The organism is Kineosporia sp. NBRC 101677 (genome assembly GCF_030269265.1).
In the GTDB taxonomy this organism is placed as follows: Bacteria; Actinomycetota; Actinomycetes; order Actinomycetales; family Kineosporiaceae; genus Kineosporia; species Kineosporia rhizophila.
Window position 1 is genome coordinate 171,321 of sequence record NZ_BSTA01000012.1, and the last position, 17,665, is coordinate 188,985.

General features: G+C 70.4%; 18 protein-coding genes. 10 read left to right on the forward strand and 8 right to left on the reverse strand.

Annotation, left to right across the window (positions count from 1 at the left end; all coding sequences use genetic code 11):
• Positions 1-77 precede the first annotated feature (77 nt).
• Together QSK18_RS29330 and QSK18_RS29335 are read left to right on the forward strand one after the other, a co-directional pair.
• Positions 78-935, forward strand: coding sequence for an aminoglycoside phosphotransferase family protein (locus QSK18_RS29330; RefSeq protein WP_285625790.1), 858 nt, complete (start codon positions 78-80; stop codon positions 933-935).
• A gap of 82 nt (positions 936-1,017) precedes the next feature.
• Positions 1,018-2,010, forward strand: coding sequence for a lysylphosphatidylglycerol synthase transmembrane domain-containing protein (locus QSK18_RS29335; protein ID WP_232812165.1), 993 nt, complete (start codon positions 1,018-1,020; stop codon positions 2,008-2,010).
• Between the two features lie 12 nt (positions 2,011-2,022).
• On the opposite strand, the gene QSK18_RS29340 is transcribed toward QSK18_RS29335, so the two are convergent.
• Positions 2,023-2,397 (reverse strand): winged helix-turn-helix transcriptional regulator, encoded by a 375-nt coding sequence (locus tag QSK18_RS29340; RefSeq protein ID WP_232812164.1) that lies wholly within the window; start codon positions 2,395-2,397, stop codon positions 2,023-2,025.
• Between the two features lie 91 nt (positions 2,398-2,488).
• Here QSK18_RS29340 and QSK18_RS29345 point away from each other — a divergent pair, with 91 nt between their 5' ends.
• Positions 2,489-3,322, forward strand: a complete 834-nt coding sequence (locus tag QSK18_RS29345) for an NAD(P)H-binding protein (protein WP_285625795.1) — start codon at positions 2,489-2,491, stop codon at positions 3,320-3,322.
• Between the two features lie 6 nt (positions 3,323-3,328).
• On the opposite strand, the gene QSK18_RS29350 is transcribed toward QSK18_RS29345, so the two are convergent.
• The 4 genes from QSK18_RS29350 to QSK18_RS29365 are packed head-to-tail and all read right to left on the reverse strand — an operon-like array spanning position 3,329 to position 8,414.
• Positions 3,329-5,392, reverse strand: a complete 2,064-nt coding sequence (locus QSK18_RS29350; protein WP_285625798.1) for a S9 family peptidase — start codon at positions 5,390-5,392, stop codon at positions 3,329-3,331.
• A 54-nt stretch (positions 5,393-5,446) separates the two neighbouring features.
• Entirely contained in the window at positions 5,447-6,268 is an 822-nt protein-coding gene (locus QSK18_RS29355; protein ID WP_232812161.1) for a carbohydrate ABC transporter permease, read from the reverse strand.
• Positions 6,268-7,128 carry a carbohydrate ABC transporter permease gene (locus tag QSK18_RS29360; RefSeq protein ID WP_232812160.1) on the reverse strand — a complete coding sequence of 287 codons (861 nt, stop codon included), beginning with the start codon at positions 7,126-7,128 and terminating at the stop codon, positions 6,268-6,270. Before QSK18_RS29360 ends, QSK18_RS29355 begins: the two co-directional genes overlap by 1 nt.
• The gene (locus QSK18_RS29365) at positions 7,125-8,414 is read right to left on the reverse strand and encodes an ABC transporter substrate-binding protein (RefSeq protein WP_285625803.1); all 1,290 of its coding nucleotides are present in this window, start codon (positions 8,412-8,414) and stop codon (positions 7,125-7,127) included. Before QSK18_RS29365 ends, QSK18_RS29360 begins: the two co-directional genes overlap by 4 nt.
• Before the next feature lie 111 nt (positions 8,415-8,525).
• On the opposite strand from QSK18_RS29365, the gene QSK18_RS29370 reads away from it, so the two are divergent.
• The 4 genes from QSK18_RS29370 (at position 8,526) to QSK18_RS29385 (ending at position 12,149) form a co-directional block, all read left to right on the forward strand.
• A complete protein-coding gene (locus tag QSK18_RS29370; RefSeq protein ID WP_232812158.1) occupies positions 8,526-9,671 on the forward strand; it encodes an ROK family transcriptional regulator in 1,146 nt (381 codons plus the stop codon).
• Between the two features lie 63 nt (positions 9,672-9,734).
• Positions 9,735-10,817, forward strand: coding sequence for a hypothetical protein (locus QSK18_RS29375; protein WP_285625807.1), 1,083 nt, complete (start codon positions 9,735-9,737; stop codon positions 10,815-10,817).
• Entirely contained in the window at positions 10,814-11,338 is a 525-nt protein-coding gene (locus QSK18_RS29380; protein WP_232812156.1) for a SigE family RNA polymerase sigma factor, read from the forward strand. The genes QSK18_RS29375 and QSK18_RS29380 overlap by 4 nt, the downstream gene beginning before the upstream one ends.
• Positions 11,339-11,387: 49 nt before the next feature.
• The gene (locus QSK18_RS29385) at positions 11,388-12,149 is read left to right on the forward strand and encodes a hypothetical protein (RefSeq protein ID WP_285625811.1); all 762 of its coding nucleotides are present in this window, start codon (positions 11,388-11,390) and stop codon (positions 12,147-12,149) included.
• A 38-nt stretch (positions 12,150-12,187) separates the two neighbouring features.
• Here QSK18_RS29385 and QSK18_RS29390 read toward each other — a convergent pair whose 3' ends face one another.
• The 3 genes from QSK18_RS29390 to QSK18_RS29400 all read right to left on the reverse strand — a co-directional run bounded on the left by QSK18_RS29390 (position 12,188) and on the right by QSK18_RS29400 (position 15,804).
• Positions 12,188-13,843: a DUF885 domain-containing protein gene (locus QSK18_RS29390; protein WP_285625814.1), complete on the reverse strand. Its 1,656-nt coding sequence runs from the start codon at positions 13,841-13,843 to the stop codon at positions 12,188-12,190.
• The gene (gene pip, locus QSK18_RS29395) at positions 13,840-14,808 is read right to left on the reverse strand and encodes a prolyl aminopeptidase (RefSeq protein WP_285625817.1); all 969 of its coding nucleotides are present in this window, start codon (positions 14,806-14,808) and stop codon (positions 13,840-13,842) included. The genes QSK18_RS29390 and pip overlap by 4 nt, the downstream gene beginning before the upstream one ends.
• Positions 14,809-14,883: 75 nt before the next feature.
• Positions 14,884-15,804 (reverse strand): hypothetical protein, encoded by a 921-nt coding sequence (locus QSK18_RS29400; RefSeq protein WP_285625820.1) that lies wholly within the window; start codon positions 15,802-15,804, stop codon positions 14,884-14,886.
• A 763-nt stretch (positions 15,805-16,567) separates the two neighbouring features.
• Between QSK18_RS29400 and QSK18_RS29405 the strand changes: the two genes are divergently transcribed.
• From QSK18_RS29405 to QSK18_RS29415, 3 genes are all read left to right on the forward strand, one after another.
• Positions 16,568-16,708 (forward strand): hypothetical protein, encoded by a 141-nt coding sequence (locus tag QSK18_RS29405; protein ID WP_285625823.1) that lies wholly within the window; start codon positions 16,568-16,570, stop codon positions 16,706-16,708.
• A gap of 114 nt (positions 16,709-16,822) precedes the next feature.
• Positions 16,823-17,149, forward strand: coding sequence for a hypothetical protein (locus QSK18_RS29410; RefSeq protein ID WP_285625826.1), 327 nt, complete (start codon positions 16,823-16,825; stop codon positions 17,147-17,149).
• Between the two features lie 9 nt (positions 17,150-17,158).
• Positions 17,159-17,404 carry a hypothetical protein gene (locus QSK18_RS29415; protein WP_285625830.1) on the forward strand — a complete coding sequence of 82 codons (246 nt, stop codon included), beginning with the start codon at positions 17,159-17,161 and terminating at the stop codon, positions 17,402-17,404.
• The last annotated feature ends 261 nt before the right edge of the window (positions 17,405-17,665 follow it).

Genomic DNA, 17,665 nt, shown 5'->3' on the forward strand with positions numbered 1-17,665 from the left:
AGATGCCTGAGTTTGCCGATCAGACCGTGCAAGGCGCGGTCCTCCGGCCAAGGGGGAACCCGGCATACCCTCCGGGCATGACTTCGGGCTTCGGTCTGCTCACGCCGCAGCAGCGCGAACTGGTGGCCGAGTGGCTGCCGGGGGCCGAGCTGATCCACGACCACAGCCGCGGGCCGGCCGGCACACGAGTGCTGGAGCTGGAGGGCGACCGCGGGAAGTTCATCGTGAAGGCCGGGGACGACGAGCGCGTTGCCCAGGAGATCCGGGCGCACGAGCAGTGGCTGTCCGTATGGGTCCCGCAGGGGCGTGCCCCGGCTCTGGCCTGGGCCGATTCCGCCGCCAGGATCCTGGTCACGCGCTACCTGCCGGGAGTGCTGGTGGAGGGAGCAGGCGCCGAGTTCCGGGCGAACACCTACCACCAGGCCGGCGAGCTGCTCGCCGCCTTTCACGCCCAGGCCGGCGTTCAGGACGACGACTACGAGGCCCGGGCGCGTGCGAAGACGTTGTGGCGGCTGGAGCAGCCGCACCGTATCCCCGCCGCGACCGTGTCCCGGCTGCGGGAGCTGGTGGCCGCGTGGCCGACACCGCCGGTCAGATCGGTTCCCACGCACGGCGACTGGCAACCGCGCAACTGGCTGATTGAGGACGGGGTGGTGCGGGTGATCGATTTCGGTCACGCGGCGCTGCGGCCGGCTTGGTGCGACTTCACCCGGCTGGCGGCCCAGCAGTTCCGTACCGACTCCCGGTTCGAGGCGGCCTTCCTGGCGGGGTACGGCGAGCGTCCCGGTGATGAGGCGGCGTGGCAGCGGGCCTGCGTGCGCGAGGCCATCGGCACGGCGGTGTTCGCGCACCGGATCGGCAACCAGCGGTTCGAGCAGCAGGGGCTGCGCATGATCGCCGCCGCTCTGGACGCGCCGGGGTCGGACCGACGCTGAGGGGCCTCGTTCGCCTGAAGTTCGGCTTGCCTCAACTCGTTGCGTAGCACCCTGTTCAGGGCCGGCTACCCATGATTCGGTCATGAACCCGCGGGAGTTCGCCGTCGCGTACCGGCGCCTGGCCGGCAACGCGCTGCTCGTGCTGTCGGTCCCGGTGATGATCTGGTTCGTGGTGCGCACCGTCTCGGCGATGGGCGCGGGCTGGAGCGAGGCCGGGCACACCCTGCTGAGTGTGGAGATGCTCTGGCTGCCGGCCCTCACGTTCTTCTGGTGGGCCGGGCACTGCGCCCGGGCCGGCCAGGTCACCGCGTGCCTGCCCGGCCTGAGTCTGGGCAAGGCGCTGAGCCTGTGCTTCGCCGGCAGCGCGGTGGCCAACAGCCTGCCGCTGGGCGGGGCGCTGAGCTTCGGGGTGAGCGCGGCCATGATCAAGTCGTGGGGCTTCAGCGCCCGCGCGATGACCAGCTACTTCACCCTCAACCAGATCTACACCGTGCTGCTGCGGGTGCTCTTCGGGGCGCTGTCGCTGGCCTGGTTCATGACCTACGGCCCGGGCGCGCAGATCGGCTCGGCCCCGGTGTGGGTGAGCGTGGGCACGGCCGCGCTGCTCGTGGTGATCTGCGTGCTGCTGGCCCGGGGGCAGGCGGCGGCCTGGGCCGGGCGGCGGCTCGGGGCCCTGCTGACCGCCCTGCGCGAGGACATGGGCACGGCGTTGCGCCGGGCCTGGGTGCAGCTGGTGCTCAGCGGCCTGGTCTACATGGTGCTGCTCGGCGTGCTGCTGCACCTGTGCCTGCTCGGACTGGGCGTGAACCAGCCGTTCGTGCTGATCCTGGCCGTGGTCGGGATCGAGCGCATGGTCACCACCGTGCCCCTCACACCCGGTGGGGCGGGCGCGGCCGAGCTCACCATCTTCACCTGCCTGACCGCGGCCGGCGTGGACCCGGCCAAGGCCCTGGCCGGAGCCCTGCTCTACCGGTTCTTCACGTTCCTGCTGGAGATCCCGGTGGGAGCGGCGGTGATCGTGGGCTGGCGGGTGCGGCACCACTTCACTGCTCCAGTCACTTCAGCCACCGCCTGAGGGGGGCACCTCTCAGGACGCGTCGTAGGCCAGCCGGGCCTGTTCCACCGCCCCCAGGTGCTCGGTGCCCCAGGTGGCGAGGTGGGCGAACAACGGCGCGAGAGTGGCACCCAGCTCGGTGATCTCGTACTCAACGCGGGGCGGGACCTCGCGGTGGTAGGCCCGGGAGACCAGGCCGTCGCGCTCGAGGCGGCGCAGGCTGTCGGTCAGGACCTTCGGTGAGATACCGGGGATGCCCTGCTGGAGTTCGAGGAACCGCTGCCGGCCCCGGAAGTTCAGCGTCCACAGGATCGGCGTGGTCCAGCGGCTCAGCACGACGTCGACCACCGGCCCCACCGGGCAGGTGCCGGACGCCTCCGGCCAGGTTCCGGGCTGTGAAGTCTGCACGTGATCCCCTCCGCCGCAACACTTTCCCCTAGGTGAGTACTGTACCGGGGCGGTTAGGTTCAGCGCATCGCCGAACGGGACGGAGCTGGACATGATCGTGGTGACAGGTGCTACCGGCAATGTGGGCCGGGTGCTGGTGCAGACGCTGACCGGGCTGGGCGAGGAGGTGACCGCGGTCTCCCGGGGACAGGCGCCGGTGCCGGACGGGGTACGCCATCACCGGGCCGATCTGGGCCGGCCCGGCGCGCTGGAGGCACCGTTACGTGGGGCCAAGGCCTTGTTCCTGCTCGTGTCCGGCGCAGGCGCACATGTCGACGCGGGCGAGCTCACTGCTGTCGTTCGCAGAAGTGGGGTGGAACGGGTGGTGCTGCTCTCCTCGCAAGCCGCGGGCACCCGTCCTCAATCTGTTTCTCATGCACCACTGCGGAAATTGGAGGACGCGGTACGCGCGGCTTCGACGGACTGGACGATCTTGAGGCCGGGCGGCTTCGCCACCAACGCCTACGCCTGGGCGCAGACGGTGCGTGACCGTCGGGAGGTGGCTGCGCCCTTCGCGGACGTCGGGCTGCCGGTGATCGACCCGGACGACATCGCGGCGGTGGCCGCCGCCGCCCTGACCCAGGACGGGCACGCCGGCGTTGTTCACGAACTCACCGGCCCCGCCCTGAGCACTCCGCGCGAGCGCGCTCAGGCGCTGGCGGAGGCTCTGGGCGAGCCGGTGCGGTTCGTGGAGCAGACGCCCGAGCAGGCCCGGGCCCAGCTGCTGACCTTCATGCCCGAACCGGTGGTGGAGGGCACCCTGGACATCCTCGGCCGGCCGACCGCCGCCGAACAGCAGATCAGCCCGGCCGTCGAGCAGATCCTCGGACGCCCTCCCCGCACCTTCGGCGACTGGGCCCGCCGGAACGTGGCCGCGTTCGCCTGACGAAGGTCAGCCCTTCTTCAGCGCCCGCTCCAGGATCCAGGCGTAGACCATGGCCTCGTCCTTCCAGGCGTCGTAACGCCCCGAGGGCCCACCGTGCCCGGCCCCCATCTCGATCTTCATGACGATCTGGTTGGGCCCGGTGTTGGCCTCACGCAGCCGCTGCACCCACTTGGCCGGCTCCCAGTAGCTCACCCGCGGGTCGTTCAGGCCGGCCGTGACCAGCATGGCCGGGTAGGCCGCGGGCACCACGTTGTCGTAGGGGGAGTAGCTCTTGATCACGTTGTAGAACTTCTCCTCCTCCGGGTTGCCCCACTCCTCGTACTCGTGCACCGTCAGCGGCAGCGACGGGTCGAGCATCGTGGTCAGCGTGTCCACGAAGGGCACCTCGGCGATCACCCCGGCGAACAGGTCGGGCCGCAGGTTGGTCACCGCGCCCATCAGCAGGCCGCCGGCGCTGCCGCCGCGGGCGATCAGGGTCTGCGGCGAGGTGTAGCCCTCGGCCACCAGGTGCTCGGCGGCGGCCACGAAGTCGCTGAAGGTGTTCGGCTTCTTCTCGAACTTGCCGTCCTCGTACCAGAGGCGGCCCAGGTCACCACCGCCGCGGATGTGCGCGATGGCGAACACGAAACCGCGGTCGAGCAGGCTCAGACGGAACGAGGAGAAGTACGGGTCGGTCGACATCTCGTAGGCGCCGTAGCCGTACAGCACCGCCGGGCCACCGTCTTTCGCCCGGTCGGCGCGGTAGACCAGGGAGACCGGCACGTCCACACCGTCGGCGGCCTTGGCCCACACCCGCTCGGTGGTGTAAGCCGTGGGGTCGTAGCCGCCGAGCACCGGCTGCTGCTTGAGCAGGGTGCGCTCGCCGGTGCGCACGTCGTACTCGTACACCGAGCGCGGGGTGACCATCGAGGTGTAGGAGTAGCGCACCACGTGGGTGTCGAACTCGGCGTTGCCGCCGGCCCCGGCCGTGTACACCGTCTCGGGCTGCTCCATCACCGAGTGCGTGCCGGTGGCCAGTTCGTACAGGGCCAGCCGGGCGGTGCCCTCGGCGCGCTCGGACATGATCAGGTAGCCGGCCATCGGCTCGACCCCGTCGAGCTTCACGTCGGGGCGGTGCGCGATGACCTCCTGCCAGTGCTCGCGGCCGGGAGTGGCGGCAGGCGTGACCATGAGCCTGAAGTTGGGCGAGTCCTCGTTGGTGGTCACGTAGAACTCGTCGCGCTCGGCGTCCTTGTAGTGCGAGAGGTGGTACTCCACCCCCTGCCGGCGCGGCTCGACCACCTGGAACTCACCGGTCGGGTCGCCGGCCGGCAGGATCCAGGTCTCGCTGGTCAGCGAGCTGCTGGTGACGATGAGCAGGTAGTCCTCGGTCTTGGAACCGCCGACGCCGACGAAGAAGCGCTCGTCGTCCTCCTGGAAGACCTTGACGTCTTCGGCCGCCGGGGTGCCGATCACGTGCCGCCACACCTGGTAGGGGCGCTTGGCCTCGTCCTGGCGGGTGTAGAAGAGCACGCTGCCGTCGCGGTTGAAGGTGGCGCCGTAGTAGACGTCTTCGATCACGTCTTCCAGGTCGGTCATCGTGTTCAGGTCGCGCACCCGCAGGGTGAACGTCTCGCTGCCGGAGAGGTCGGTCGAGTAGGCCAGCCGCTCGCCGGTGGGGGCCACCGAGAAGGCGCCCAGGGAGAAGAACTCCGCGTCGCCGGCCACCTCGTTCTGGTCGAGCAGGACGATCTCTTCTTCGGCCGGCTTGCCGTCGACGTCGGCCTTGCGGCAGCTGATGCCGTACTGGCGGCCCTCCTCGGTGCGGCTGTAGTACCACCAGCCGTGCTTGCGCACCGGCACCGACAGGTCGGTCTCCTGGATCCGCGAGCGGAACTCCTCGAACAGCTCCTCCTGCAGCGCCCCGGTGCCCTCGAGGTAGGCCTTGAGGTGCTCGTTCTCCGCCTCCAGCAGCGCGATCACCTCGGGGTCGGACTTCTCCCGCAGCCAGTACCACTCGTCGGTGCGGTTGTCTCCGTGCTTGGTCAGGGTGGTCGGGCGCTTGGGGGCCTGGGGTGCGCTGCTGGTCATGGGGACAGCTTGCCCGAAGCCCCCGACACTCTTCGACCACCGTTCGCCGAGGGCTCACTTCACCGCGCCCCGGGTGACTCCGGAGATCACCCAGCGCTGGGCGAAGACGTAGACCACGAACAGCGGGGCCATGGCCATCAGGTAACTGGCGAAGGCCACCGGGTAGTTGGTCTGGAACTGGCTCTGGAACACGAACTGCACCAGCGGCAGGGTGGCCGAGCCCGGGTCGGACAGGATGACCAGCGGCAGCAGGAAGTCGTTCCAGGCCCACAGACAGGTCAGGATGCCGACGGTGGCGTTCATCGGGGCCAGCAGCGGGAAGATGACCCGCCAGAAGGTTCCCCAGGTGGAGGCCCCGTCGATCGCCGCGGCCTCCTCCAGTTCGCGGGGGATGGAGTTGATGTACGCGGTGAACACGAAGATGTTGAACGCCAGCCCGTAGACCACGTAGAGCACCACCAGGCCGAGCCGGTTGTCCAGGTGGAGCAGGGCGGTCTGCTTGGCCACCGGCAGCATGATGATCGGGAAGGGCACGAACAGCGCCGAGACGAAGTAGAAGTACAGGCCGCGGAAGAGGCGGCGGTGCATGTTGCGGGCGATCGCGTAGGCCACCATCGAGTTGGTCAGCAGGGTCGCCACCACCGCCCCGACGGTGATCAGCGCGCTGTTCAGGGCGGTGGTGGGGAAGTCGGTCAGCCGCCAGGCGTCGGCGAAGTTCGACCAGCGCACCTCCTGCGGCAGCCCGAAACCGGTGCCGCCCAGCTGGTCCGGGGTCTTCAGGGCGGTGACCACGGCGAAGTACAGCGGCACGAGGACGGTCAGGGCGAGCACCGCCAGCAGGGCGGTCAGCCACCAGTTGACCCTTCGGGTGTCCATCAGACGCTCATCTCCCTCTTCTGCAGGAATCGCAGCTGGACGATCGAGAGGGTGACGATGACGACGAAGAAGATCACCGAGTTCGCGCTCTGGTAACCGTACTCGCCGCCCTGGAAGCCGCCCTTGTAGATCAGCAGGGCCACCGACTCGGTGTCGGTGCCGGGCCCGCCGCCGGTCAGCGCCACGATGTGGTCGAAGATCTGCAGGAAGCTCTTCAGCGACAGCACCATGTTGATGGTGAAGAACCCGGCGATCATCGGGAAGGTGATGCTGCGGAACTGCCGCCAGGCGCCCGCCCCGTCGATCGAGGCCGCCTCGTACAGGTCGCCGGGCACGGTCTGCAGCCCGGCGATGTAGATGACGATGTTGAATGCGGCGGCCTGCCACACGGCCAGGACCACGATGCCCAGCCAGGCGGTGGAGGCGTCGGTCAGCAGCGACGTGGAGAGCCACTCCACACCGAGCTTCTGGCCCAGGGCGGGCAGCGAGTTGGAGAACAGGTAGTTGAAGATGTAGCCGACGATCAGGATGGCCAGGATGTTCGGCACGAAGTAGACCCCGCGCAGGGTGGTGCGCCACTTGATCCGCGCGTTCAGGCCGACCGCGATCGCCAGGGAGACGATGTTCACCGCGACGGTGGCCACCCCGGCGATGAGGAACGTGAACCAGTAGGCGTGCAGCACCCGGGAATCGGTGAACAGGGCCACGTAGTTGCGGAATCCGACCAGGTCGAACGGCCCGTAGCCGGGGGAGTCGGTGAAACTGTAGAAGACGCCCTGGATCACCGGCACGGTGTGGAACACGAAGAAGATCACCACGGCCGGGGCGACCATGAGGTAGAAAGCCCGCTGGGTCTTCATGAGATCACCGTTCCCAGGCCCCAGGTGCGCCGCTGGGCCACCTTGTCCCAGTCCGAGTCCAGGTCCCGCAGGAAGGTCTGCTCGTCGCCGCCGAGCAGGAAGGTCTGCAGCAGCGGGGCGAGCGGGATGGCCGGGATGAACTGGTGGTCGGTGAACCCGACGATCCGCCCCGCCTCGATGTAGTCACGCACTCCGGCCAGGGCCGGGTCGTCGTTGGTGAGTCCTTCCAGGGTAGGCACCGCGACCTGGGCCCGGCAGTAGGCGCTCATCACCGGCTCCTGCATCAGGAACTGCAGGAAACGATCCACCACCTCGGGGTTCTCGCCCTCACGGCTGGCGGTCAGCACCACGTCGACGCCGGAGACCAGGGTGGTGCGGGACGGGTCGTCGGTGGCCGGCAGGGCCATGCTGCCCACCGTGAACTCGGACTTTCCGAGCCGGATCTGGGGTACGGCGTAGCTGCCCAGCAGCAGCATCGCCGACTCGCCACGGGCGAAGGCGGCGGTGCCGTCCTCGTACCCCTTGGAGAGCGGGTCGGGCTGGGTGAACCGGAACAGTTGCCCGAGCCGGTCGGCGGTCTCGGCCCAGCCCTGCGCGAAGGTGGTGCGGCCGGCGAACCGTTCCTCGAAGAAGTTCTCCGGCTGCAACTGCGCCGACAGCGGGGCCAGCGGCGACTGCGGCGTCCAGGCGTCGGCCAGCATCCCGTAGAACGGGGTGATGCCCTCGTCCTGGAACGTCTGGGCGGCCGCGATCAGTTCGCTGAAGGTCTGGGGCACCTCGACGCCGTACTGCTCGAACATCTCCACGTTGTAGAGCAGTCCGCTGGCGTTGGCGGCGAACGGAAGGCCGTTGACCTCGCCGCGTGAACCCTGGCCGAGGCTGCCGATCACGTCCAGGTACGAGGGGTTCACCTCCTCCAGGACGGGGTCGCCGCGGAAGTCGCGGAAGATCCGGGCACTGGCGAACTCGCCGAACGTGCCGTTGCCGTTCAGCGTCATCACGTCCGGCACGTTGTCCTTGACCAGACGGGTGCGCAGGGCGGTCTCGGGGTCGGCGGGGTTGTCCACCACCACCCGCACGTCCGGGTTCTGCGCCTCGAACTGCCGCGCCAGGTCCTGGAAATAGCCCTGGGCCTCGGGTTTGAACTGGAAGAAGGTGATCGTGGTGCGGTCGTCGCCGGCGCACCCGGTCAGCAGCGTCGCGAGCAGGCCGCCGAGGACGAGCAGAGTCGCGACCCGGCCGGGATGGGCTCGTGAGCGTGGGGGATGATCTTTTCGTGGTAGCAACGCTGCTCCCGGTGATCTCCACATGATCTGCACTGATATTTTCTTGCTGATTGAAAGTAACTCGGCCCGATACGGGCGACAAGGGTGCGAACCGGATGCGAGGGTGCCGCGGTGAAGTCTGGCGATGAACGGCACCTCACCCCGCGGGCCCTGGCGGTCACCCGCTACCTGCTGATGCACGGGCCCTCCACCCGCGCCGACCTGGCGGGCGAGCTGCAGTTGTCCGACGCGTCGCTGTCCCGGGTGGCCCGGCTGCTGGTCGAGCAGGGCATCGTCACCGAGCACGCCGACCGCGGCGTCAGTACCACCGGTGCCACCGGTGCTGCCATCGGCCGTCCCCGGCAGATCCTCACCGCGGTGCCCGGCAGCCGGCACGTGGTGGGGGTGAAACTCACCGGAGACACCGCCTACGCGGTGCTCTGCGATCTCGCGGGCACCGTTCTGGCCACGGCCAGTAAGGCACTACCAGAACCAGAGGACGGGGTGGTCCCGGTCGCGGGGGCGGTGCGGGTGGTCAGGGGGCTGGTTACCCGGCTGGGCCGCCCGGTGACCCGGGTCGACGGGCTCGGGGTGTCGGTGGGTGGGGTGGTCGAAGGACGCTCGGTGGTGCGTGACGGTGTCTTCCTGGGCTGGCGCGGGGTGGACCTGGGAGCCCTGCTCACGCAGGCCTGCGGCCTGCCGGTGGTGCTGAGCAACGACGTGGTCGGGCTGGCCCGCGAGCAGTTGTGGTTCGGGGCCGGGCGCACCCACGCGACCTTCGGGGTGGTCACGGTCGGAGCCGGGCTGGGCTACGCAGTGGTGCGTGAGGGGCAGGTGCTGGAGCACCTGATCGACAACGGTCACCTGCTCTCGCACTCACCCCTGGACGCGTCGGGCCCGGTGTGCAGGCAGGGTCACCACGGGTGCGTCTCGGCCTATCTGGACCGTACGGACGTGGCGGCGCGCCTCGGGCGGTCGGGCTCGGCGGTGAGTTTCGAGCAGTTGGCACAGTTGGACCCGGACTGGTTCACCGGGGCGGCCCGGGCGCTGGGGCACCTGATCGCCACGGTGGCCGGCGGCCTGCAGACCGAGCGGATCGTGCTGGCCGGGGAGGACGTGGCCACGCTGTACGCCGATCCGGTCACCACCGCCACGCTGGCCGCGCGGCTGCGCCCCGGCGACGACCCGCTGCAGGTGAGCACCGAGCCGCTCGGCTTCACCGACTGGGCGCGCGGCGCCGCGGTGGTCGGCATCCAGGCCGTTCTGGGCGCTCTCTGAGATCCGGCTGAACGAGATCGGAGAAGTTGCCACAACTCACGCCGGTGGCCGCGTCTTGGGGGCATGAACGCAAAGGACGGCGGCAGCGCCGGGGACGAGCAGCCCGACCTCGACCTGGACCAGCCGCGGGCGGGGGACGCCCAGGTGGTCGCTCTCTTCCGGAACGGTCTGGAGGCGGGCACCGGGCCCGCTCCCGACCTGCGGGGGATCGAGCGCAGAGCGAAGAAGAAGCACCGGACGAGTCAGGCCATAGCCTCCGGTGCCGTGACCGCGGCGGCCGCCCTCACCGCGGTGGCGGTGGCGGTCTCCCCATGGTCCACGGGCGGTGGAGGTGACGGGGTTCCGGCCGGGCCGACACCCACGCCCAGCACCACCCAGACCCTGGACACCACGATCCCGGACGTGACCCGTTCGTCGTTGCTGCAGACGGGTGACATCTCCGACAAGAACTGGAGCATTGTCGGCCCCGAACGGCTGCGCGCCGACGGCGAACCGCAGGATCTCTCGGGGGAGCCGTGGATCGGAGGGGTGTGCGTGGACGACACGTTCGGCGCTGTCGCCCCCGACAACGCCTGGGAGCAGACCTGGTTCTCGGACGAGGGCAACACCCCGGCCAACTACGCGATCACCGAAAAGGTCGCCCAGTGGCCCGGTCAGCCGGACCAGGCGGCTGCGGTGCTCGACGGCCTGCGCGCCCAGCTGAAGGAGTGCACCTCCGGTCCCGGGCAGGAGGGCTTGAGCGTCACCACCGACCGCACCTCACCGCGGGAGATCGTGGTGCCCTACCTGGCGGCAACTTTCGAGGATGGCCAGAACATCCCGCAGGCACAGGTCTTCGCGGTCTGGGGTGACGCGCTGATCTCCGTTGAGGTCGCGGTTCCCTCATCCACCGGCGGCCCGCAGAACTACGAGGGCAACGAGGACGAGGCGTACACCGGCGCGATGTCGGTGCTCGACTCGGCTGTCTACCGCCTGACCGGCCGGGTGCCGGGAGACGGGGCGCCGTCCGGGCTGGAGCCGGCCGTGCCCGACGGCGTGGTGCAGGAGGAGGGCGACCTGCCCACCTCTTCGGTCGAGCCGAGTGCGACGAGTCAGCCGGGCGAGACGGTACCGGGCAGCGAGAGCGGAACGGGTGACGGGCAGTGAGACGCCCCTGGCAGGAACCGTCCCTGGAGAAGGCCCCCGGGTTCGAGGAGTTCGTGCGGGCCCGCAGCCCGCGCATGCTCTCCGTGGCCCGCGGCCTGACCAGGTCCAACGCCGACGCCGAGGACCTGGTGCAGGACGTGCTGGCCAAGGTGCTGCTGAAGTGGGACCTGGTCAGCCGGGCCGACGACCCGGCCGCCTACGTCAACCGGATGCTGGTCAACGCCGCCACCTCGTTCTGGCGGCGCGGCTTCCAGCGTGAGTCACCGACCGACAGCGCGGTTCTCGGAGATCGTCCGGTCGACGACACCAGCGGCGCCCTGGCCGAGCGCGACGCCCTGCTGCAGGCGCTGGCCACGCTCCGGCCCAAGCACCGCGCCGTGCTGGTGCTGCGCTACTACGAGGGTCTCAACGACCACGAGATCGCCGAGACCCTCGGCATGGCCCACGCAACGGTCCGGAGCAACGCTGCCCGGGGGCTGGCCGCGCTACGGAAAGCGGGCCTGCTCGGCGCTCACGTGTAGACCAGAGGCCAGAATTGCCACAAACGTCGCAGCATGACAGCGTTCCGGCGTGATGAAGCGCCGGGCCGTCCTGCTGGTCGTGCTGATCGTGGGGGCGGCCCTGGCTGTCGTCCCCACGATTTCGCCGCTGTTCACCGCCCGCAGCGACGCCCCCGCCAAGGTCGGGGCAACGAGCCGGCCGCCGGTGGAGCCGGACCAGGTGATGCTGACGCCCGGGCCCGGCAATCTGCTCAGCCTCATCGACCTGCCGGTCGAGGCGGTGCGGGCCACCGGTGAGTCGACGCCGGTGGATCTGTCCGGCCAGCGGGTCGAGATCGGGGTCTGCCCGACGAACGAGGGATCCGCGGTCACGGACGGGCCCCAGCCGGAACATGCCTGGGAACAGGAGTGGTACGACCGCACCGAGGCGGCGATCTCGCCGGGCGCCTACGAGCAGCTGTACGCCTGGAACGCCGGCCCGGCGCCGGCCCGGCAGGTGTTCCAGGCCATGCTGGACGAAGTGCCCGGCTGCGCGGCGGATCCCAGCGATGACGGGGACAGTCCGGTCCGGCCGGTCGACGTCGCGGGATCGAACGAGCCCGGTGCCGTGGAGATTCCGGCGTTCTTCACGGTCCGCAACCACTGGCGCGGCGACAACGAGGGTGTGGCCTTCGCCCGGCTGGGCAACACCGTGGTGATGGTGCGGAGCCTGATTCCCGGCAACGAGAACCAGGACGCCGAGAACGCCCAGAACCTGAGGCTCCTGATGGACCGTGCCCTGCAGCGAGCTCTCGGCCAGGACGCCGAGTTCCGCTACGTGTCCACCGGCTGAACCCCCTGTCGGGGAGGAACAACCGGTGGACGCCGCGATCAGCTCCGGTTCTCGAAGAGACCGGCCAGCACGGTGAGCGGCAGTGAACCGTGCCCCAGTACCGTGCGGTGGAACTCGGTCAGGTCCAGACCCGACGCCTCCCGGAGCCGCAGCAGCTCCTGCCGGCCGGTGGCGTAGCCCAGGGCCTGACCGGGCCAGCCGACGTAACGGACCACCTCAGAACGGATCTCGTGCTCCGTGGCCGTGGTGTTCTCCCGCATGTACTGCTCGGCCCGGGCCCGTGACCAGCCCAGGGCGTGCATGCCGGTGTCCACCACCAGCCGGGCCGCGCGCAGCGCCGACAACGAGAGCATGCCCAGACGCTGCACGTCGTCCGAGTACAGGTCCAGGTCCTCGGCCAGCCGCTCGGCGTACAGACCCCAGCCCTCGGTGTACGCGCCCAGTTCGATGTCGATGTACCGCCGCCAGTAGGGGACGGGGGCCTGCTGCAGGGAGGACAACTGCAGGTGATGTCCGGGCACCGCCTCGTGGAAGGTCAGTGCCTCGCAGTCGTACCCCGGGGTCTCGGTGGCACCCGAGGTGGTCAGGAAGAACACGCCCGGACGGGAACCGTCCACCGCCGGCAGCCGGTAGTAGGCCGTGGCGGCCCCCTCGGCGTCGGCGCCGCTGATCGACTCGATCGAGCACGGCGGGATCTCACCCAGGTCGAACGCCCGGCCCGCGGCCGCCTCGGCCTTGGCCAGAGCCGCCTGGCACCGCTCGATCATGTTCTCCGGCGAGGAGTACCGCAGCGCCGGATCCTCCCGCAGGCGCGCAGCGATCGAGGGCAGGTCGCGCAGACCGAAGGCCCGCCCACCGATCTCGGCCCAGCGCCCGCGCAGCTCGTCGATCAGCTGCAGGCCCAGGTCGTGCAGCTCCTGCGCCGAGCGCTCGGTGGTGGTGTGGCGGCGCACCGCGTCGGCGTAGCCCTCCTCGCCGCCCGCCACGAACCGGATGCCCACGTGCTCGTCGTCGCGCGCCCCGGCCAGCAGGTCCCGATGCGCCTGGGCCAGCCGCTCCAGCGCCGGGCGGATCCGCTCCTGCACGACCTTCGTCGCCTGCTCCAGAACGGCCGAACCACGCGCCGGCGCCAGCAGCGAGTCGGACGCCTCGTCCGCCTTCAACGCCGCAGTGATCTGCCCCAGCGCCTGCTCCAGACCCACCCGCGCAGAAGGCCTTCCCAGCGCAGCCTCTTCCGCGCCCCGCACGGCCAGCGCCTCCAGCACCGCCGGGATGCCCTGCAGGCGCTGCAGATACCGTTCGGCGCCGGCCTCGTCGGTGATCGTCATCGCCGGAACGGCCTGGAAGATCAGCCCCTGACGGGATACGTACCCACCGGCCGACGTGCTCGCCGCCCACAACGCGTGGGTGGCATCTCCGTGGGAGCCCCGCACCAGTTCGGTGAGAGCCGCGCGATCGACGCGTTCATCGTCCGTAAGCTCTTCGGTGTCCAGATCGCCCAGCTCGCCGAGGATTCCGGCGAACGTGGTGGCCGCCTGCTCACCGGCCGCCCGGCTGGGATCACCGGCCAGATGGTCGAACTCGGACAGACCCAGCATCGTGGAGTTGAACGGCTCGAGCGTGTGCTGGGTACGGAACCAGCGCTCGCCGAGCCGGTGCAGCTGCGCACTCGCCGGTGTTCCGGTCGTGCTCATGATCGGTCCGCGAACTTGTCGGTGGTGGTGACCAGGACGTCCAGGATCCCCGGCTCGTCGAAGGCGTGACCGGCGTCCTCAATGATGTGGAACTCCGCCTCCGGCAACGCCTGGTGCAGATCCCAGGCGGTCACCGCGGGCGTGCAGATGTCGTAACGCCCCTGCACGATCACCGTCGGGATGCCGGCCAGGCGCGGGGCGTCGGCGATGAGCTGACCGGGGGTGAGCCAGCCGTCGTGGCGGAAGTAGTGGTTCTCGATGCGGGCGAACGCGGTGGAGGCCACCGCATCCTGCGCCACCGCGATCAGGTCGGGCCGCGGCTGCACGGTCAGGTTGCCCAGTTCCCAGGTGGCCCAGGCGACGGCGGCCGGCTGGTGCACGGCCGGGTCCTCGTCGAACAACAGCTTGGCGTAGTTCTCGACCAGCTGGCCGGGCACCCGCATCGCCTCCGGCAGCCCACCGAGGAAACCGGCCCAGGTGTCCGGCGCGATGTTCGCCGCGGGGCCCTCGTAGAACCAGGTGATCTCGCTCTTGCGCAGGGTGAAGATGCCTCGCAGCACGAGTTCGCTGACCCGCTCGGGGTGCTTCTGGGCGTAGGCCAGCGCCAGCGTCGAGCCCCAGGACCCGCCGAACACCTGCCACTTCTCGATCCCGCGCTCGGTCCGCAACTGCTCCAGGTCGGCGACCAGGTGCCAGGTGGTGTTGGCGCTCATGTCCACCACCGGATCACTGGCCAGCGGCCGGCTGCGCCCACAACCACGCTGGTCCAGCAGCAGGATCCGGTACTTCGCCGGGTCGAACAGCCGCCGGTGCCGGGCCGAGGCCCCGCCGCCCGGGCCACCGTGCAGGAACACGACCGGCTTGCCCTGCGGGTTGCCGCACTCCTCCCAGAAGACCGAGTGTCCGTCCCCGACCTCCATCAGACCGCTGGCGTGGGGTTCGATCGCCGGGTAGAGCTCGCGCATGAAGTTCCTCTCCTCGCAGACGTCGGCCCAGGATCGCCGGGCCAAGGGCAGGATATGCCGCGAGCTGCGCAGGACTCAGGACAGCGGCAGCGCCCAGAACAGCGACTCGACCCGGCCGGCCACGGTCGCCTCGCGGCTCACCCGGTACAGGCCCTTCTCCAGGGCGGGCAGTTCGACCACGAAGTTGGGCCCGTTCTGCGGTTCGTCGTCGCGGGTGCGCAGGGTGTCGGAGGGCACCACCACCCAGCGGCCCTCGTCCATCCGCTCGATCCGGGCCTCGCCGGTGAGGTCGCCCACCTGCTCCTGCGGATCGAAGACGCCTTCGAGGCGGCCCCGGGGCACGACCATCAGGTTGAGCGTGGCGGGTTCCGCAGCCTCGACCACGTGATCGCCCTCGAACCCGAAGGCTGTGCTGGAGCGCGGGACCTGGTGCTCGGGCGTGCCGCCGACCTCGATCAGGCCGTAGGAGTTGCCCAGTTGGATGCGGTACCAGCCCGGGCTCACGTCACCGATGCGCGTCCACACCGGGGAGCCGAAACTGCCCGCCGGGGCGCCGAGGGCGATCGCCGGAACCATCAGCTCTTCCTGGAGGCTGTGCAGGCCGCCAGGAGGCGAGTCGAGGCTCAGACCGGTGGTCAGCTGACGGTGATCGTGCCACGTTGCTCCGTCCCAGCGCTGCAGCCTGCCCATCACGCCGAAATCGACGCGTTCCGTGGTCGGGTTGGCCAGGATCACGGCCACCTCACCGCCCTCGGCCGGCACCGCCCCCGGGCTGACGATCAGGTGCGCCTGGGACGTGTCGATGCCCGGGGGCCGGGGTACCAGCAGGTCAGGCTCTGCCGGTGTTGTGCTGTCGCTCAAGTCGCCCTCTCCTCGCCACGGTCCCACCACCACGGTCACGATGGCCACGATCGCGACCACGGCCATCGCCGTCACCAGCACCTGCTCGCGCCGGCCGGTGCGTTTGCCGTCGTACGGGTGCTGCCTGCGCTGCATGAGTGGTCGCCCCCCTCGACGATCAGTCGCTCCGCGTGTTCTTGCCACTCCAGATTTAGGACGCCGGTGGGCGCCTTCCCGTTCCCGCCTCACGGCGGGTCGGGCTGACCCACGGGAGGGAACGCGGACGTCCCTGCGCAGATCCTGCCGGGCCAGGTCGAGATAAGAGCAGAGGAAGGGCCGGATCCGGCGCGCCCGGACGGGTGAGGGGAGAGTCGCGTGGAGAGTGCACCTTGGCTGCGCGCGCCCTGGGAACAGCTCGCCGCCGCCCAGAAATGCCCGAACTGCGACCTGGTGATCCACGACGACTGGCACTTCTGCGAGTACTGCGGCGTCGACCTGACCCAGCAGCCGGAGCCCGGTGCCGGGGAGGGCGCGGCCGACGGCCGGGCAGTCTCACGCGGCGCCGCTCGGGACGACGCTCCTGCCGCGCACCTGGACCGGGTGCCCCCGCCGCAGGCGTTGCTGCAGTTGGAAATGCAGAAGCAGGAACAGCCCGCCCCGCCGCCGCAACCGAACTCGGTGGCCGCGGCCGTGCACCAGCCGGGGGCGCCGCTCATGACAGACGTTGCTCGTACGGCGGCGAACCTGACGGTATCTGCGGTGCTTTCGGGGGACGCTGCGCTCGCCGCCGGCCGGGGCTCTGCAGGTGTTGGTCCGGGTTCCGACGCGATGGATGCGGGCACGGTTGCCGGGTCCGTCAATCCGCTGCGCGCCGTGCTGCTTTCGGCTTACGAGGGCAAATCGATCGGTGTGGTGGGGCATGCGGCGCATCTGGGATCGGTGGGGTGGCCCGGGGGAGTCGCTGAAGGTGCTGGTGGCGGGTTCGTGCCCGGTGCTGGCTCGGCGGCTGCGGCAGGTCCGGTGGCCGGTGCAGGGCTACCGGCTGCCCCCGGTGGGTTGACTGGGATGAGTCCCGGTGGTGGGCCGGGTTCGGGTCTCGGATCGGTCGGTGGGTTGAGCGGCCTGGCTGGTCTTCCGGGCGGGCCGGCTCTCCCCGGCGGGCCAGGTGTACCGGGTGGACCAGGTGTACACAACGGACAAGGTGGTCCTGGGGCGCCGGGCCCGGGTGGCGTGGGTGGACCAGGCGTGTCGGGTGGGCCCGGTGGACTGGTTGGCGGTGTGCCTCCCGGCCCGGGTGGCCCGGGTGGCCCGGGTGGCCCGGGTGGCATGGGTGGCATGGGTGGCATGGGTGGCATGGGTGGCGCGGGCGGCGTGGGCGGAATCGGTGGGGCGGGTGGGGTGGGCGGAGTCGGTGGGGCCATCACATCTGGCGGGCCTGGCGGTCCTGGCGGTCCTGGCGGAGCTGGGGGACCCGCTGGCATGGGTGGTCCCGGTGGTTTAGGGGGACCTGGTGGGCTTGGTGCAACGGGCGGCCCCGGTGGACCTGCTGGCCTCGGCGGACTTGCTGGCCCCGGTGGAGTCAGTGGCACATCTACGCCCGGTGGGCCAGCGGGACCTGGTGGATCGAGCGGGCCGGGTGGATCAGGTGGGCCGCGTGGATCGAGCGGGCCGGGTGGACCGGGTGGACCGGGTGGACCGGGCGGGCTGGCTGGGCCGGGCGGCCCAGGTGGTGGCCCTGGCGGCGTCGGGGTGCTGAACGGCCCGGGCTCCGGTGGCTCCGGTGCGAGTGGCGGTCCGGCGGGCGCGGTCCGGGTGGGCAGTGTCGGCGGTCAGACGGTTCGGCCCATGCCTCAGCCTCCTTCCGTTTCCGGTCCTCCGCCCTTGGCCAAGCCGAGATCCCTGCACACCGGCCCGAATGCTCCCGCAACCGTCCCTGCGCCGAAGCCGCCCCCTGCTCCCGCTGCCCCCAAAGCGCCGGAGCGGCCCGGGCCCACCTATCAGGTGGGGCCCAGGGGGT

What these genes read in the sequence shown, in the direction of transcription:
- QSK18_RS29330 (WP_285625790.1), top strand. Translation starts at nt 78, where the DNA reads ATGACTTCGGGCTTCGGTCTGCTCACGCCGCAGCAGCGCGAACTGGTG.
- QSK18_RS29335 (WP_232812165.1), top strand. Translation starts at nt 1,018, where the DNA reads ATGAACCCGCGGGAGTTCGCCGTCGCGTACCGGCGCCTGGCCGGCAAC.
- QSK18_RS29345 (WP_285625795.1), top strand. Translation starts at nt 2,489, where the DNA reads ATGATCGTGGTGACAGGTGCTACCGGCAATGTGGGCCGGGTGCTGGTG.
- QSK18_RS29350 (WP_285625798.1), bottom strand. Translation starts at nt 5,392, where the DNA reads ATGACCAGCAGCGCACCCCAGGCCCCCAAGCGCCCGACCACCCTGACC.
- QSK18_RS29355 (WP_232812161.1), bottom strand. Translation starts at nt 6,268, where the DNA reads ATGGACACCCGAAGGGTCAACTGGTGGCTGACCGCCCTGCTGGCGGTG.
- QSK18_RS29360 (WP_232812160.1), bottom strand. Translation starts at nt 7,128, where the DNA reads ATGAAGACCCAGCGGGCTTTCTACCTCATGGTCGCCCCGGCCGTGGTG.
- QSK18_RS29375 (WP_285625807.1), top strand. Translation starts at nt 9,735, where the DNA reads ATGAACGCAAAGGACGGCGGCAGCGCCGGGGACGAGCAGCCCGACCTC.
- QSK18_RS29390 (WP_285625814.1), bottom strand. Translation starts at nt 13,843, where the DNA reads ATGAGCACGACCGGAACACCGGCGAGTGCGCAGCTGCACCGGCTCGGC.
- pip (WP_285625817.1), bottom strand. Translation starts at nt 14,808, where the DNA reads ATGCGCGAGCTCTACCCGGCGATCGAACCCCACGCCAGCGGTCTGATG.
- QSK18_RS29400 (WP_285625820.1), bottom strand. Translation starts at nt 15,804, where the DNA reads ATGCAGCGCAGGCAGCACCCGTACGACGGCAAACGCACCGGCCGGCGC.
- QSK18_RS29405 (WP_285625823.1), top strand. Translation starts at nt 16,568, where the DNA reads ATGCGGCGCATCTGGGATCGGTGGGGTGGCCCGGGGGAGTCGCTGAAG.